The organism is Methylomagnum sp. (genome assembly GCF_054333355.1).
In genome coordinates this window covers 1-12,238 of record NZ_JBTEKS010000108.1, presented here as the reverse complement: position 1 = coordinate 12,238, position 12,238 = coordinate 1, and the positions used below count along the sequence as shown (strand labels likewise).

General features: G+C 57.6%; 12 protein-coding genes. 9 read left to right on the top strand and 3 right to left on the bottom strand.

The window, feature by feature from the left end; all coding sequences use genetic code 11:
- Positions 1-122 precede the first annotated feature (122 nt).
- On the top strand, positions 123-326 hold the full coding sequence (gene rpmE / locus ACXWUF_RS10345; protein WP_458494596.1) for a 50S ribosomal protein L31: 204 nt from the start codon (positions 123-125) through the stop codon (positions 324-326).
- 41 nt (positions 327-367) lie between these two features.
- Here rpmE and ACXWUF_RS10340 read toward each other — a convergent pair whose 3' ends face one another.
- Both ACXWUF_RS10340 and ACXWUF_RS10335 read right to left on the bottom strand, forming a co-directional pair.
- The gene (locus tag ACXWUF_RS10340) at positions 368-982 is read right to left on the bottom strand and encodes a hypothetical protein (protein WP_458494595.1); all 615 of its coding nucleotides are present in this window, start codon (positions 980-982) and stop codon (positions 368-370) included.
- Positions 983-994: 12 nt separating this feature from the next.
- The gene (locus tag ACXWUF_RS10335) at positions 995-3,409 is read right to left on the bottom strand and encodes a penicillin-binding protein 1A (RefSeq protein WP_458494594.1); all 2,415 of its coding nucleotides are present in this window, start codon (positions 3,407-3,409) and stop codon (positions 995-997) included.
- Positions 3,410-3,689: 280 nt separating this feature from the next.
- On the opposite strand from ACXWUF_RS10335, the gene ACXWUF_RS10330 reads away from it, so the two are divergent.
- From ACXWUF_RS10330 to hemE, 8 genes are all read left to right on the top strand, one after another.
- Positions 3,690-4,751: a pilus assembly protein PilM gene (locus tag ACXWUF_RS10330; RefSeq protein ID WP_458494593.1), complete on the top strand. Its 1,062-nt coding sequence runs from the start codon at positions 3,690-3,692 to the stop codon at positions 4,749-4,751.
- On the top strand, positions 4,751-5,344 hold the full coding sequence (locus tag ACXWUF_RS10325) for a PilN domain-containing protein (protein ID WP_458494592.1): 594 nt from the start codon (positions 4,751-4,753) through the stop codon (positions 5,342-5,344). The genes ACXWUF_RS10330 and ACXWUF_RS10325 overlap by 1 nt, the downstream gene beginning before the upstream one ends.
- Positions 5,341-5,988, top strand: a complete 648-nt coding sequence (locus tag ACXWUF_RS10320; RefSeq protein WP_458494591.1) for a type 4a pilus biogenesis protein PilO — start codon at positions 5,341-5,343, stop codon at positions 5,986-5,988. The genes ACXWUF_RS10325 and ACXWUF_RS10320 overlap by 4 nt, the downstream gene beginning before the upstream one ends.
- A 128-nt stretch (positions 5,989-6,116) precedes the next feature.
- Complete coding sequence (locus tag ACXWUF_RS10315; RefSeq protein WP_458494590.1) at positions 6,117-6,587, top strand: pilus assembly protein PilP; 471 nt, start codon at positions 6,117-6,119, stop codon at positions 6,585-6,587.
- A complete protein-coding gene (pilQ, locus tag ACXWUF_RS10310; RefSeq protein ID WP_458494589.1) occupies positions 6,584-8,824 on the top strand; it encodes a type IV pilus secretin PilQ in 2,241 nt (746 codons plus the stop codon). The genes ACXWUF_RS10315 and pilQ overlap by 4 nt, the downstream gene beginning before the upstream one ends.
- A gap of 119 nt (positions 8,825-8,943) precedes the next feature.
- Entirely contained in the window at positions 8,944-9,483 is a 540-nt protein-coding gene (gene aroK, locus ACXWUF_RS10305) for a shikimate kinase AroK (protein WP_458494588.1), read from the top strand.
- On the top strand, positions 9,480-10,562 hold the full coding sequence (gene aroB, locus ACXWUF_RS10300; protein ID WP_458494587.1) for a 3-dehydroquinate synthase: 1,083 nt from the start codon (positions 9,480-9,482) through the stop codon (positions 10,560-10,562). The genes aroK and aroB overlap by 4 nt, the downstream gene beginning before the upstream one ends.
- A gap of 74 nt (positions 10,563-10,636) precedes the next feature.
- The gene (gene hemE / locus ACXWUF_RS10295; protein ID WP_458494586.1) at positions 10,637-11,707 is read left to right on the top strand and encodes a uroporphyrinogen decarboxylase; all 1,071 of its coding nucleotides are present in this window, start codon (positions 10,637-10,639) and stop codon (positions 11,705-11,707) included.
- Positions 11,708-11,778: 71 nt separating this feature from the next.
- Here the strand turns inward: hemE and ACXWUF_RS10290 are convergent.
- Positions 11,779-12,238, bottom strand: a 460-nt coding sequence (locus tag ACXWUF_RS10290) for a hypothetical protein (RefSeq protein ID WP_458494585.1), incomplete at its 5' end; no start/stop codon positions are given.

Sequence of the window (12,238 nt, the reverse complement as noted above, 5' to 3'; positions counted from 1 at the left end):
CGGAGTCCGATAGTCGCGGGCGCTTAGTCTTGGATTTGTTTTGCCTTGCGGGAAATCAGCGTTTTAGGTAGCATGAAGAGTTTCCTTGATTCCGCTTTTTTGTCTTTTGGGAGAGTCGTTTTATGAAGCCGGACATTCATCCCGCCTACAGGGCCGTCACCGTCCATTGTAGTTGCGGCAACACCTTCGAAACCAAATCCACCTTGACCAAGGATTTGCACGTCGAAGTTTGCTCAGCCTGTCATCCATTCTATACGGGCAAACAAAGGCTCGTCGATACCGCAGGCCGCGTGGACAAGTTCCGCCGCAAGTACGGTCGGGCTTAATTCCCGAACCGTTCGGGCCTGCCGGTCCAGCCAGCTTGGGGCTAAGCGGAGTCGGGAGCCGCCATCTCACTCCGCCGCACCAAGGCCTCCACAGCCTCCAAATCCCCCCTCGACAACCCCCGCTCTTTCCGCGCCAGGCGTTGTTGCTTAAGCTCCGTCGGCAGCAGCACTAACTCGACCGCCACCCCGTCCGCAAAAAAACTCAAGGCGGGATAATCCGTCATCCGGTTGGCATTGCCCGGCAGTGACGCCGATGTTTGGCTGAAAGGAATCCGCCCGTCCATCAAGGCCCGCATGACATCCTCCGGCGCTTCCGGGAACAAATGCAGCGTGATGGGGCTGAATTCGCCCGCGTAACCTTCCAGCACGCCGCCCACTAGGCGGGGCGAAAATCTCTTCAAGAACCGCATCGCCTCCAAGGCCAGCTTCCGCAGCCGGACGATGTGCCGTGGCTGAACATCGGCGCGGTAAATCCGGTGATATTCGTCGAGCGCCTGCTCAATCTCTTCATTGCGGGGCAGGCTGTGGGTTGACGCGATGCCCAACCGCGCCGCCGCCTTTTGCTTGGCGGGGAGGTAATCGTGAATGCCCTCCTCCGCGATGATCCGGGCCGCTTCCTGGGCTATCCGCAGTTTGAGCTTGTCTCGAACATGCATGGGCGCTGGCGTCTAGAACAGCGATTCAATGGATTTCTCGGCGGCGGGCGGCGCGGACGCTGGCTCTGACGCCGAATCATCGTTGCCATCCGAAACCGGCTCGCTATCGGGCGAAGGCTCGGCGCGGGGTCGACGCGGGGCCGCGGAACGAGGTGCCTGTCCCGTCGGGAAAACCTCAAACACCGTGTTCGGATTGCCCGCCGAGGCCCGCACGCCGTTGTAAGGATCGACCCGGGTGGTGGACAAGCCGCCGGGCAAGGGGAAGCTGAACTCGGGGATTTCCTGCAAGGCTTCGCGCATGAAATGCATCCACATGGGCAGGGCCGCTTCGCCGCCGGTTTCGCCATCCCCCAGGGATTTCGACGAGTCGAAGCCGATCCAAGCGCTGGTGACCAGCCCCGACACATAGCCGTTGAACCAAGCGTCGCGGTATTCATTAGTGGTTCCGGTTTTGCCCGCGATGTCCGCGCGGCCCAACTCCAAGGCGCGGGTCGCGGTGCCCAGTCGCACCACGTCTTGCAGCATCGAATTCATCATGTAATGCACCTGGGGTGAAATCACCCGGCGCGCTTGGTGCTGGGGTGGATTGCTGGAAACCGGGCATTCCAGGCAAGCCATTTGGGGCGTGGCCTGAAGCACGGTTTTGCCGGAATCCGTTTCGATGCGCTCGATGAGATACGGCTCAACGCGGAACCCGCCATTGGCGAAGACGGCGAACACCTGGGCCATCCGCAACGGCGTCGCGGAGCCGGTACCAAGCGCCAGCGGGAGCGAATTGGGCAGTTCATTCGGCTCGAAACCGAAGTCGATGGCGGTGTCGATGGCCTTCTTCAAGCCGATGCTTTTGAGGAGGCGGATTGACACCAGATTGCGGGACTTGGCCAGGGCAACCCGCAGCCGGGTCGGCCCATAGAAGCGGCCCGAGTAATTCTGCGGACGCCACACGCCGCCGCTTTGGGAAGGATCGGCATAGACGATGGGCGCATCATTGACGACGCTGGACGGGGTATAGCCCTCCGTCAGCGCCGCCGCGTACAACACAGGCTTGAAGCCGGACCCCGGCTGCCGCTGGGCCTGAGTGGCGCGGTTGAATTTGCTCAGGGCGAAATCGTAGCCCCCGGCCAGCGCAACGATGGCGCCGGTCTTGGGGTCCAGGGAGGCCAGCGCGGCCTCGGCCTCGGGAATCTGGGCCAACATCCAGCGGCCCTCCCGGTCCTTGCGCAAGCGGATGATGTCGCCCGCCTTCACCGCGTCCTTGACGCCCCGTGGCGCCGAACCCTGGCTGTTGATGCCGATATACCGCCGCGCCCACCGGACTCCCCTGCTATCGAGTTCCGCGTGCCGACCAGCACCGAGATAGACATCGGCCACGCTGTCCTTGAGGGCGACGACTATACCGGGCGTGGTTTCCCCGATGGGTTGTAATCCAGCCAGCCGCTCATCCCACTCGGCCTGGGCCTTGGCTTTCTTTAAATCAATCCGCTGCTTAGTGCCGCGATAACCATGGCGCTCGTCGTAGTCGTGCAGCCCCAGCCGCAGGGACTTCTCCGCGAGCATTTGGGTGCGGGAATCGATGGTCACATGGACGCGATAGCCATTGGTGTAGGCTTCCTCGCCGAATTGCTGGTACATCTCGTTGCGCACCAATTCCGCGATGTAGGGCACATTTAATTCAATGGGGCGGGTGTGCAGCGCCGCGTCAATGGGCTGGCCGAGCGCCTTCACATATTGCGCCTCGTCGATGAAGCCCAGCTTGCGCATCCGCCTCAGCACATAATTGCGGCGACTCAACGCCCGCTCCGGGTTGACGATGGGATTGAATGAGGAAGGTGCCTTGGGCAGACCGGCGATCATTGCGACTTGCGACAGTTCAAGCTCCTTGATGGGCTTTCCATAGTAAACTTGCGCGGCCGCTTCGATGCCGTAAGCGTGATGTCCAAAATATATCTTGTTAAGATAAAGTTCCAGGATGCGTTCCTTGGGCAGCTTGGACTCGATCTTGATTGCCAACATGATTTCCCGGATTTTGCGAAGCAAGGTCTTCTCGCTGGTCAGGAAGAAATTGCGGGCCACCTGCATGGTGATCGTGCTGCCGCCTTGCCGCTTTTCGCCAGTGCGGACAAAGGTGAAGACCGCCCGGGCAATCCCCTGATAGTCCACGCCCGGATGATCGAAAAAGCGGTTGTCCTCCGCCGCCAGGAAGGCTTGGGTAACGGGTTTTGGGACATCGGCGATGTCGATGGGCGTGCGCTTCTTCTCGCCGTATTCGGCGATTAGGAGCCCATCCTTGCTATACACACTCATCGGGGTTTGGTAGCGGATGTCGCTCAAAATGTCGATATCCGGCAATTGTGGCTCAAGGTACCGATAGAGCGAATACCCGCCCACGGCTAGGCCGATCAAGCCCGCAAGCAGGGCCAAAAACATCAGCCTTAACAGTCGGCCAAGGGTTGAGCGTGGTTTGCGAGAAGTTTTCCGGGTCACGGTCGGAATTCGGTGATGCGGGAGAATCCTCCGGGTTGCCGCGCTTGAAACCGGCTAAGGCCGAGGTTCGCGATTTCCGGGATGCTCCAGGATGCCTTCGGCATAAGCGAAGAAGGGATGAAATAACTACTATACTACAGTAAGCGCCCCTGCGGGCGGGCACCGAAGCAGGGCAAATTCGTGGCGGTATTCGCCAAATCATTGCTAGGACAGGAACTTATTGATGTTTTTTCTCCGTCGCAAAAAGCCCGAATTACTGGGCATCGACATCAGCACGGCCACCGTAAAGCTGCTGGAATTAAGCCGGGTCGGATCGCGCTATCGGGTGGAGAGCTACGCGGTGGCGCCCCTGCCGCCGGACGCCGTGGTCGATAAAAACATCGCCAATGTCGAAGCCATCGGCAACGTCATCAAGACCGTGGTGAAGCAGTCGGGCACCCGCCTAAAACATGCCGCCGTGGCGGTGCCCAGTTCCGCCGTGATCGCCAAGGTGATCGCCATGCCCGCCTCGCTGAGCGAGGATGAGCTGGAGGCGCAGCTTGAACTGGAGGCCGATCAATACATTCCCTACGCGCTGGACGAGGTGAGCCTGGACTTCGTGGTCCAAGGCCCGACCGAAAAAAGCCCAGACATGGTGGATGTCCTGCTGATCGCCTCCCGGAAGGAAAACATCGAGGACCGGGTGGCGGCGCTTGAGCTCGCGGGGCTGAAGGCGGAAATCGTCGATGTGGAATCCTACGCCCTGGAACAGTCCTGCGCGCTGATCCTGGAACAACTGCCCGCCCGCGAAGCCGACCACGCCATCGCCATCGCCGATGTCGGAGCCACCATGACGACACTCAACGTCATTCACAACCGACGCATTATTTATACCCGCGAACAGGGCTTCGGCGGCAAGCAGCTCACCGAGGAAATCCAACGCCGCTATGGGCTGTCCACCGAGGAGGCGGGCCTCGCGAAAAAGCATGGCGGCTTGCCCGACAATTACGGTCCCGAAGTGCTTGAACCCTTCAAGAACGCGCTGGGCCAACAAATCGGTCGCTCCCTGCAATTTTTCCTGTCATCCAGCACCCACCGCAATGTGGAACACATCATCCTAGCCGGTGGATGCGCCTCCATCACCGAAATCGACCGTTATGTCGAGGAAGCCCTGGGCACCCCGACCATTGTCGCCAACCCGTTCGCCAATATGACCATCTCCCCACGGGTGAAGCCGCAAAGTTTGAACAACGATGCGCCCGCCTTGATGACGGCCTGTGGCTTGGCTTTGAGGAGTTTTGACTGATGGCCGGTATTAACCTTCTCCCTTGGCGTGCGGAACGGCGCAAGCAGAAACAGCAGGAATTCTTCTCGATAACGGCCCTGACCTTATTAGTCACCGTTGGGATACTGGCGTTTATTCATTGGCAAATCAGCGGGATGATCGACAATCAGACCCAGCGCAATGACTATCTGCAATCGGAAGTGGCCTTGCTCGATCAAAAAATCAAAGAAATTGAAGACCTGGAAGCTAAAAAGAAGCGGCTGATCGCGAAAATGGAAGTGATTCAGCAATTACAGTTGAGCCGCCCGGAAATCGTGCATTTATTCGATGAATTGGCTCGCACGATTCCCGAGGGAGTGCTGCTTACTGATCTGATTCAGGCCGATAAATTATTAACGATCAATGGGATTGCCCAATCCAATTCGCGGGTATCTGCGTATATGCGCGGCCTGGATGCATCGCCTTGGTTTCAGGATCCCGCTTTAACCGAGATCGTAGCTCAACAGGAAATTAAGGGGAAAAGGGATATTCGTGGCAGTAAATTTATTTTGCAAGTCAAGCAATCGAGTGAAACCAAAGACAGCAAGGAACACAAGGGGAAAAGTCCGTCATGAATCTTTCCAATGTAAACTGGGATTTGGAGCACGCTGGTTCATGGCCCATACCCATCAAGGCAGCAATTATTACGATGCTGTGTGTGCTTCTGGGTGGGTTCTGGTACTACTTTGACACGGAGGCCCAACTCACCGGGCTGGATTCGCTCGAAGCCAAGGAGCGGGAACTTAAAACGACATTTGAACATAAGCAAAAGAAAGCCGCCAACCTTGATGAGTACAAAGAGCAATTAAGCGAGATAGAAAAAACTTTTGGTGACCTGCTTAGGCAGCTACCGGACAAAACCCAAGTTCCCGACCTGCTCGTGGACGTCTCACAGACCGGCTTGGCGAGCGGACTTGAATTTGAGTCATTCAAACCCGGAGGCGAGGTCGTGAAAGACTTCTATGCCGAATTACCCATCCAAATTCAGGTGATAGGAACTTATGCCGAGTTCGGCACTTTTGTGAGTGGCCTTGCTTCACTGCCCCGGATTGTAACGATACACAACATAAAAATATCGGCAAATGCTAAAGAGGCTTCAGGAAAAAAGCTCACCAAGTTTCCATTCGTAATGAGCGCCCTGGTAAAAACCTATCGGTATTTGGATGAAAGCAGTGGCGCTGCCAGCGGCGGCAAAAAGCCGGTTAGCGGCGCAAAATAATCTTAATCATGCCTTGTTATATGACCCGACATTTTCAAAATGATATAGGAATGCGTCTCAGGGCACTCCCTCGGCTCGTGCTTCCGTGGGTTTTGGCGGCGGGACTCACCGCGTGCGGCTCCGAGGACATGGCTGATTTAAAAAGCTTCGTGGCGGAGGTTAAGGGGCGACATAAAACCGCCGTTGAGCCATTGCCCGAAGTGAGAACCGTCGAGCCGTTTGTATTCATCGGGGAAGAATTACGCGACCCATTCATACCCGATGAGACGGTGCAAGAGCCGGAAGAAGAAAAAGTAGAAAGCGGGATTCGACCGGACACCTCACGGCCCAAGGAAGAATTGGAGTCTTACGAACTCGACAGTCTTCGGATGGTGGGCACCGTCAATCAACAAGGGGTTTTATGGGGATTGGTAAAAAGTAGCGACAGCGCCATACACCGGGTAAGCATAGGTAATTACATTGGCAAAAATTACGGCAAGGTTATAAATATTAAAGAGAACCAGATCGAACTGGTGGAAATTGTATCGGAGAATCCCGGGACTTGGCACGAACGTAAAGCCGGTCTCGATTTGGCGGAAGCGAGTGGGGTAAACAGATGATAATTACTGCGGGTATCAGCGCTTCGTTTGATAAGAAAAAAGCGGGGGGACGATTCAAATGGCTTTTTTCTTTGCTCTTTACCAGCGTATTGGTACTAAAGGCGTCTTTTTGCGGCGCGGGAGGAGTGGTCTTACAGTCCGTGGATTTCGCCTCCTTGCAGGGTGACAACCTTCAATTTGTGTTAACGCTGAACGGGCCGGGAATGGCGCCCCGCGCCTTCCACACCGAGAATCCGGCACGGATCGCCCTGGATTTGCCCGGAGTCACCAATGGGCTGGAGAAAAAGTCGATTCCCATCAATGTCGGCGGGGCGCAAAGCCTTCAGGCCGTAGAAGCCGGTGGCCGAACCCGCGTGGTGGTGAATTTAACCAGCATGGTGCCATACACAACCAAAGTGGATGGCAACCGCATTCTGGTGACGCTCCAAAACGGGACTGGCCGCATTGCCGAGATCGCCCCCATCACAGCTCCGCAGCCCCTCCGCGCCCAGGCCTCGTCGCGTGCGGCGGTTAGTGCCCGGCATATTAAAAATGTCGACTTTAGGCGCGGGGAAAGAGGCGAAGGCCGCTTGCTAATTACCTTGAGCGATCCAAAATCGGTCGTCGACATTAATGAAGAAGGCCAAAAGGTCGTGGTTAGGTTCGCCGACACGGAATTGCCATCTCAATTATCCAGAAAACTGGATGTCATTGATTTCGCGACGCCCGTGCAATATATCGAATCGGCGTCGGACGGCGGTGACGCACGGCTTGCCGTTACCCCTATTTCGGACGAATACGATTACTCATCCTATCAATCGGGAAACCTATTGACCGTCGAGTTTCGAGCATTAACGAAAGCGGAAAAAGAGGAAATCAAGAAAAAAAGCTTCACGTATTCGGGCGAGAAGCTCACTCTTAATTTTCAAGACATTCCAGTGCGCTCGGTATTACAGATACTTGCGGACTTCACTAACCTGAATGTCGTGGCCAGCGACACCGTGCAGGGCAATGTCACCCTGAGGCTCCAGGACGTGCCCTGGGATCAGGCGCTTGAACTGGTATTGAAATCGAAGGGATTAGGCAAGCGGCAGGAGGGCAACATTATCCGCGTCGCCCCGCTCGACGAAATTAATAAACAGGAGGAAGACGAACTTAAGGCCCAGAAAGTCGTGGAGGACTTGGAGCCGCTGAGAACCGAAATCATCCAAATCAACTACACCACAGCGGACAAGATTAAAGAAATACTCAAAGGGACGACGGAGCGTACCAGCGAATCCATCTCCTCAACCGGCATAGGGGGAGAAAAGAGCGCCACCAGCACCACCGCCTTGGATGTCAGCCAATCCATTCTATCGGGACGGGGCAATGTAACCACCGATCCCCGGACCAATCAGTTAATCATCAAGGACACCGCCCGCAATATCGACCGGGTCCGCGAGCTTGTCCGCCAAGTAGACAAGCCAGTGCGGCAAGTGCTGATCGAGTCCCGCATCGTAGTCGCCAACAACGATTTCACACGCGAACTGGGATCACGCCTTTCACTGAACCGCTCTAGCTTTGTGCAAACCAAGCGGGGCAAAGAGTTCTTTCAGACCAATCCCAGCACCGGAGCATCGGAAGCATGGCAGCAACGCTGGAGCGGGGACTCGGCCACGGCCGGGGACGCCTTGGTTGATTTGGCCTCGACGGCCGCCGCCGCCAGTGGCGGCTCCTTTGGCGTAACCTTCCTTAAAGTGGGCGAGTACCTACTTGACCTTGAGCTTTCGGCCGCTCAAATCGACGGGCGCGGGGAAATTGTGTCCACCCCAAAGGTAGTGACCGCAGACCAGACAGAAGCGCACATCCTGCAAGGCGAACAGATTCCATATTCGCAAAACAATGCGCTGGGTGCCTCAAACACACAATTTAAAGACGCCGTGTTGGAGCTGAAGGTCACTCCGCACATCACACCGAATGGTGACGTGCTCATGGACTTGTCGATAAAGAAGGACGCGCGAGGGCAGCCTACGCCATCAGGATTGGCGATTGATAAGCGGGAAATCCAAACCACGGCCCAAGTGGGCAACGGCGAGACCGTGGTGCTGGGCGGCGTGTTCGAAGGCACGCAAGCCAACAACACTGACAAGGTGCCATTCTTGGGCGACTTACCAGGAATAGGTTTCATGTTTCGGCGGGATAAGGTTATAGACACAAAAAGGGAGCTGTTGATTTTCATCACCCCGAAAATCCTTGACCAATCCCTGGCCGTTAGATGACTTGACATCAAAATCCCCGCGACAAAAGGCGCCCACCAAGGGCGCCTTTTTTATCCTTGAGAACCCCCGTCCGCAGAATGGGCCGTGGTATCATTTAAGATTTCCGGTGCTTGGCGGGTATGCGGCAAACGAAAAACATTTATTTAATTGGCCCTATGGGGGCAGGCAAAACCACGATTGGACGACTTCTCGCCAAGAATCTGGGGGTTAGCTTCGTGGATAGCGACAAGGAAATTGAGAAACGAACCGGCGTCAGTATTCCCATGATATTTGAATACGAAGGGGAATCTGGATTTCGGAAACGTGAGTCGGAAACCCTGGCTGATTTAGTCAAATTAGAGGGTATCGTCATGGCCACGGGGGGAGGTTCCGTGCTTTTGCGGGAAAACCGTGAAGGCTTGCGCCGAAATGGCTTCGTCGTATATCTGCACTGCCCGGTCGATAAACAATTCGAAAGGACTCACAAGGATTCCAATCGGCCATTATTGAATACGGATAATCCCCGCAAGAAACTGGCCGACTTATTCTCCATCCGCGAACCCCTTTACCGCTCCATAGCGGATTCTGTTGTTGACACGGGCCAATGCTCAAGCCGTAGCGCGGTTCGCCAAATCATGCGGGTTTATAACCGAATTAACTTCAATCAAGCCAAACCATGAGAACCCTGACCGTTTCCCTAGCCGAGCGTAGTTACCCTATTTACATAGGCCAAGACTTACTGCGTTCGCGGGATATTCTCAGCCGTCACATAGATTCCAGCCAAGTGCTGATTGTGACCAATGAAACCGTCGCGCCGCTTTACTTGGACCGGGTGCTTGATAATCTCCGTGATAAGCAGGTCAGCACCGTCGTGCTGCCGGATGGCGAGGAATACAAAACCATCGGCTCGGCGATGGCCGTATTCGATGAGTTGCTGCGCCTAAAGTTTAACCGGAACGCCCACTTAATCGCGCTGGGCGGCGGCGTCGTCGGCGACCTGACCGGCTTCGCCGCCGCCTGCTATCAGCGGGGCGTGCCTTTCCTGCAAATCCCCACCACCCTGCTGGCGCAGGTGGATTCCTCGGTGGGCGGCAAGACGGCGGTCAATCATCCCCATGGCAAGAACATGATCGGCGCGTTCTATCAGCCCAAATGCGTCATCGCCGACACGGCCACCCTCGACACCCTGGCCGGCCGGGAACTGAGCGCGGGACTCGCGGAAATCATCAAATACGGCCTGATCCGCGACCCGGAATTTTTCGGCTGGCTGGAGCAAAACATGGAAGCGCTGATCGGGCGCGACCCCGTGGCATTGACCCACGCCATCGAGCGCTCCTGCTGGAATAAGGCCGAAGTCGTGGCGGCGGACGAGAAAGAAACCGGCGAACGGGCCACCCTCAACCTGGGCCACACCTTCGGCCACGCGGTCGAGACCGGGCTGGGCTATGGCGAGGCGTTGCACGGTGAGGCCGTGGCGATTGGAATGTGCCAAGCGGCGGACTTGTCCCGGCGACTGGGTTGGCTGAGCGAGGCTGATGTGGACCGCATCGTCGCCATTCTCCAGCGGGCGCGGTTGCCGGTGACGCCGCCGCCTTCGCTGGACGCCGACAGCTATCTCGAACACATGGCGGTCGATAAGAAGAACCTGGAAGGCAAGCTCCGACTCATCCTGCTGGAAAAGATCGGCAAGGCGACCCTGCCCATGACGGTTGAAATCGGCCCCTTGCGGGCGACGCTGGAACGCTATGGCCGCGCCTAAATTGATGCCGGACTAATCCCTCCTGACTTTTTCCCTTCGCCAAGGGAAATCATCGCCAACGCATTTGAGACCCCATGACCACCTTGAAGAATGATTGTTTTATCCGTGCCCTGCTACGACAGCCCGTCGAGCGCACCCCGGTTTGGATGATGCGCCAAGCGGGGCGCTACCTGCCGGAATATCGCCGGGTCCGGGAGCAGGCCGGCAGCTTCATGAAGCTTTGCACCTCGCCGGAACTGGCCTGCGAAGTCACCCTGCAACCGTTGGAACGCTTCCGCTTGGACGCGGCGATTCTGTTTTCCGACATCCTCACCATCCCGGACGCCATGGGGCTGGGCCTAAGCTTCGCCGAGGGCGAGGGGCCGCGTTTCGCGAACCCGGTGCGCACCGCCGACGATGTGCTACGCCTGCCCATTCCCGACCCGGAAGGCGAGTTGCGCTACGTGATGGACGCCGTGCGGCTGATTCATAAGAGCCTGGATGGCCGGGTGCCGCTGATTGGCTTTTCCGGCAGCCCGTGGACGCTGGCGAGCTATATGATCGAGGGCGGTGGCAGCCGGGAATTCCGCAAGCTCAAGGGCATGATGTACGCCGAGCCGAGATTGCTGCATGAATTGTTGGGCAAGCTGGCGGATGCCGTGGCGCTGTACCTGAACGCGCAAATCGCCGCCGGGGTCGAGGCCGTGATGGTGTTCGACACTTGGGGCGGCATCCTCTCGCCCGCGCAGTACGAACAATTCTCCCTGGCCTACGCCAAGCGCGTGCTGGACCAACTCCATCGGACAGCGGGCGACAAGACCATCCCGGCGGTGCTGTTCACCAAGGGCGGCGGGCAGTGGCTGGAAACCATGGCGGAGACCGGCTACGACGCCTTGGGCCTGGACTGGACCACCGATATCGGGCGGGCGCGGCGGCGGGTCGGCCACAAGGTCGCCTTGCAGGGCAACCTTGATCCGCAGGCGCTGTATGCCCCGCCGGAAGTCATCCGCGCCGAGGTGCGGCAAATCTTGGAAGGCTTCGGCTACGGCTCCGGCCATGTCTTCAACCTAGGGCACGGCGTCTGGCCGGATGTGAACCCCGACCATGTGGGCGCCATGATCGAGGCGGTGCATGAGTTCAGCCCGGCGTTTCATCGCGGCGGCTGAATTGAAGATGTCGGACTAAAGTCCAACCTACAGCCTATTTTGTAGGTCGGGCTTCAGCCCGACATCCCCGCCTATCCCAACTTCTCCACCACATAGGCGCTAATCGCCTCAGGCACCCGCCCGGCATTCTCTAGAAACAACCGTAACACCCGCCCCTGCGGAAGCGCCCCATCCGGCACCAGAATAGGCGACGCCTTCATCTTCGCCGCCGTGGCCTCGCCGTCGTCCACCGCCCGGTGTTCAAGGCCGACGCCATCCCGGAAGGTGAGGGCGCGTTCCCCGTGGCCCTTGTCGTAGCAAAGCTGGAACGCGCACGGCTCGCCGTCTTCCCGCAGCCAGACAATCAAGTCCATGTCCGGCGAGTTGAACCAGCGGCGCTTAGGTTCGCCGGGGATTTGGCGGACGCTCTCAATTTCGTAAAGCATGGGGCTGTGGACACGAGGGCTTTTTCGGATTGGATAACGGGCGTGGGAGTGGGCTTTAGCCCACGCCTCGGCGCGGTGGTCGCGGGCTAAAGCCCGCTCCCACGGC

Bases quoted from the DNA above. Each gene is read 5' to 3' on its own strand.
- rpmE (WP_458494596.1), top strand. From the start codon at position 123: ATGAAGCCGGACATTCATCCCGCCTACAGGGCCGTCACCGTCCATTGT.
- ACXWUF_RS10340 (WP_458494595.1), bottom strand. From the start codon at position 982: ATGCATGTTCGAGACAAGCTCAAACTGCGGATAGCCCAGGAAGCGGCC.
- ACXWUF_RS10335 (WP_458494594.1), bottom strand. From the start codon at position 3,409: ATGTTTTTGGCCCTGCTTGCGGGCTTGATCGGCCTAGCCGTGGGCGGG.
- ACXWUF_RS10330 (WP_458494593.1), top strand. From the start codon at position 3,690: ATGTTTTTTCTCCGTCGCAAAAAGCCCGAATTACTGGGCATCGACATC.
- ACXWUF_RS10325 (WP_458494592.1), top strand. From the start codon at position 4,751: ATGGCCGGTATTAACCTTCTCCCTTGGCGTGCGGAACGGCGCAAGCAG.
- ACXWUF_RS10320 (WP_458494591.1), top strand. From the start codon at position 5,341: ATGAATCTTTCCAATGTAAACTGGGATTTGGAGCACGCTGGTTCATGG.
- ACXWUF_RS10315 (WP_458494590.1), top strand. From the start codon at position 6,117: ATGGCTGATTTAAAAAGCTTCGTGGCGGAGGTTAAGGGGCGACATAAA.
- pilQ (WP_458494589.1), top strand. From the start codon at position 6,584: ATGATAATTACTGCGGGTATCAGCGCTTCGTTTGATAAGAAAAAAGCG.
- aroK (WP_458494588.1), top strand. From the start codon at position 8,944: ATGCGGCAAACGAAAAACATTTATTTAATTGGCCCTATGGGGGCAGGC.
- aroB (WP_458494587.1), top strand. From the start codon at position 9,480: ATGAGAACCCTGACCGTTTCCCTAGCCGAGCGTAGTTACCCTATTTAC.
- hemE (WP_458494586.1), top strand. From the start codon at position 10,637: ATGACCACCTTGAAGAATGATTGTTTTATCCGTGCCCTGCTACGACAG.